This window comes from Enterobacter cloacae complex sp. XAL002, assembly GCF_049236805.1.
Lineage (GTDB): Bacteria > Pseudomonadota > Gammaproteobacteria > Enterobacterales > Enterobacteriaceae > Enterobacter > Enterobacter intestinihominis.
The window spans coordinates 1-2,624 of record NZ_JBMKJN010000059.1 but is presented as its reverse complement, the minus strand read 5'-3'; the positions used below and the strand labels follow the sequence as shown (position 1 = coordinate 2,624).

Genomic DNA, 2,624 nt, shown 5'->3' with positions numbered 1-2,624 from the left:
TCCATCGAGGGGGACGTCCAAGGGCTGGCGCCCTTGGCCGCCCCTCATGTCAAACGTTAGGCGTCATGCATGAACCACACCGTCCCCGCAGAGGTATCCGCTCAGGTGCGGATAGTCGTCGACGTCATAAAGTCACATTTGGAGCCTGTGCTTCTTGCCATTTGTCAATGGCCATTAATTTTGACCCACCTTTGGCCAATAAAATTGACCCACCCTTGCACGTTTAACCCGTTGTTTTCTGTTTCAGCCGATAGCTCTCTCCTCCCAGCATAAAGATGTGTGAGTGATGGATGATTCGGTCGATGATCGGTACTGCCACGTTGTCGTCGTGGAAGAACTCGCCCCAGCAGGTGAAGTCCTTGTTGGTGGTCAGGATGATAGACCGGTATTCGTACAGACTGTTGATCAGCTGGAACAGGTTGTAGCGGGCCTGCCGGGTCATGGGCAGGTAGCCCAGCTCATCGATGATCAAGAGGTCGACCTTGCTCAGCTGGCTGATTTTCTTTTTCAGCTCGCCCTTCATTTCTGCCAGCTCCAGTTCTTCCACCAACTCCAGCGCGGTGCGAAACAATACCCGGTATCCGGCCTCGACGGCCTTGTGGCCAATCCCGATGGCCAGGTGGGTCTTGCCCACGCCTGGCGGGCCGATGAAGATCACGTTGTTGCGCTCGTCGATGAACCGGAAGTCCAGCAGGCTGTTGATCTGGCGCTTGCTGATGGTGGTCTGGTGGCGATAGTCAAAGCCCTCCAGATGCTTGTGCGCAGGAAAGCCTGCCGTCTTGTAATTGCGCTGTACCCGGTTGGCCTGACGCTGCTGGAGTTCGTATTCAGCCAGTCGCTGTGCAAAGCTCAGGAACGACATTTCACTGGCTTCGGCCTCGGCCAGTAACTGGGCGAGCTCTGCGGCGATGGAGGTCATGCGCAGGCTACGGTACTGGGCGGCAGTCTGTTCAAGCATGCCCATGGGTCACCTCCTGGCCAGTCGAGCGGCCAAGCTGTCGGTATGCACTCAAGTCCAGCTCTGACGGAGCCTCTGGCACGGGCTCAGGCAGACGCTCACGCCGGCTGGCCAGCTGGGTGGCCACCAGATACGCTTCGATCTGTCGGGCGGTCAGGCCCGGCTTCTGGCTCAGGTTCAACAGCATGTCCCGTTCAACAGGTGCGTGCTTACTCAGCAGGTTGCGTACTGCGAACAGTTGATCCTTATAGACCTTGGGCAAGGATCTCCGCAACTGATCACACAAGGCCAGGCTGAGTGCCTCGTCGCCCACCAGTACTTGAATGTCCTGCTCCAGCTGCTGCCGGCGCTGGGCATGGTCACGGTAGTGGTGGGTGTTTTTGATAATCTGACCTTTGCCGCCCGCCAACGCATGCTGGGCAATCACTTCGCCAGTTTGTAGATCAATCACATGCAGCTGGCTGTCGTCTTCCAGCACACCGACACGGCTTTGCTGCCAGGCCATGGGCACAGAGTACTTGTTGGCCTTCCAGGAGATCAGTCCGGTCTTATCCGCCTTGCGGGTCTCACGGGCTTCAGATGTGACGCAAGAGGGTGACAGGTAGGGCTTGAGCAGAGCCTGTTCGTCACGTTCAAAACGCAGCTGAGGTGCCTCACCTGTGGTGCCGTGTGCCCGCACATTGGCGACCTTGTCCAGCCAGTGATGCACATGCTCGCGCAGGTGCTGCTCATCACGGAAGGTCTCGCCGTAAAAGCAGTCCTGCTTGACGTATTTGACGCCCGCTTCAACCTTGCCCTTGCTCTCGGGGTCATAGCCTTCGCAAGCATGGATACGAAAGCCGGCTGTGGTGGCGTACTGATGAAAACGCTCGTTGAGGGTCAGCTCCCGGTATTTCTCCTCAATCACCACCAGCTTGGTCTGGTCGTACACCAGCTCTTCAGGCATGCCGCCAAAGTAGCGCAGCGCTTCGTCATGCAGCTGGATGAACTGCCGGGTATCCAGCGGCTTAAACGACAGGCCCACATACATCAGCCGCGAGTACGCCAGCACAAACACAACAAAGTGCACCACTGTTTCCACGCCACCAATCAGCACGTTACGCAGCTCGCCCGGGTCAACCTGGCACTGCACACCCGGCACCTCATCAACCACCGGCTCGTAATATCGGTGCTGACCGGTTGCAACCTCTTCCTTCAGCGCGCTGACGTAACGACGAATACTGCGCTCGGAGGTCGGCAGCTCACCCAGTTTCTCCTTGAGCTTGCGGGCAATCTTGACTGCACTGAGCCCGGGAAAGCTGGCCAGCAAGCTGATCAGGTATCCCCGGTAGGTGTCGAGCTGTTTGCTGCGGACAGGGTTATCCAGCTTGCGGGCAGTGGTTGTTTCATCCTGACGCAGATACTTGCGCACGCTGTTGCGCGAGATGCCCAGCTCCCGGCTGATGGCCCGAATGGAAAGTCCTTTGCCATCGTCATGTAATGATTTTATTTTGTGTATCACGTTCCACCTCATCATCAGAACGGTTCCCGGCCTGCCAAAAGGCTGGGAACCCTATCTGCATTTCTGGCCGGTTGGCCACCTTGGGGTGGGTCAAAATTAATGGCCAGGGCACTGTTGCAAAGTTAGCGATGAGGCAGCCTTTTGTCTTATTCAAAGGCCTTACAT

At 57.2% G+C, this 2,624-nt stretch carries 3 protein-coding genes; all 3 read right to left on the bottom strand.

The annotated features are described in order from the left end of the window. Positions 1–223: 223 nt before the first annotated feature. A complete protein-coding gene (gene istB, locus ACOT0L_RS23840; protein ID WP_012695455.1) occupies positions 224–964 on the bottom strand; it encodes an IS21-like element helper ATPase IstB in 741 nt (246 codons plus the stop codon). Continuing rightward, positions 951–2,459: an IS21-like element ISCfr8 family transposase gene (gene istA, locus ACOT0L_RS23835; RefSeq protein ID WP_077249983.1), complete on the bottom strand. Its 1,509-nt coding sequence runs from the start codon at positions 2,457–2,459 to the stop codon at positions 951–953. Before istA ends, istB begins: the two co-directional genes overlap by 14 nt. Continuing rightward, a partial coding sequence (locus ACOT0L_RS23830; RefSeq protein WP_224750824.1) for a hypothetical protein occupies positions 2,431–2,624 on the bottom strand: 194 nt, incomplete at its 5' end. The genes istA and ACOT0L_RS23830, both read right to left, overlap by 29 nt.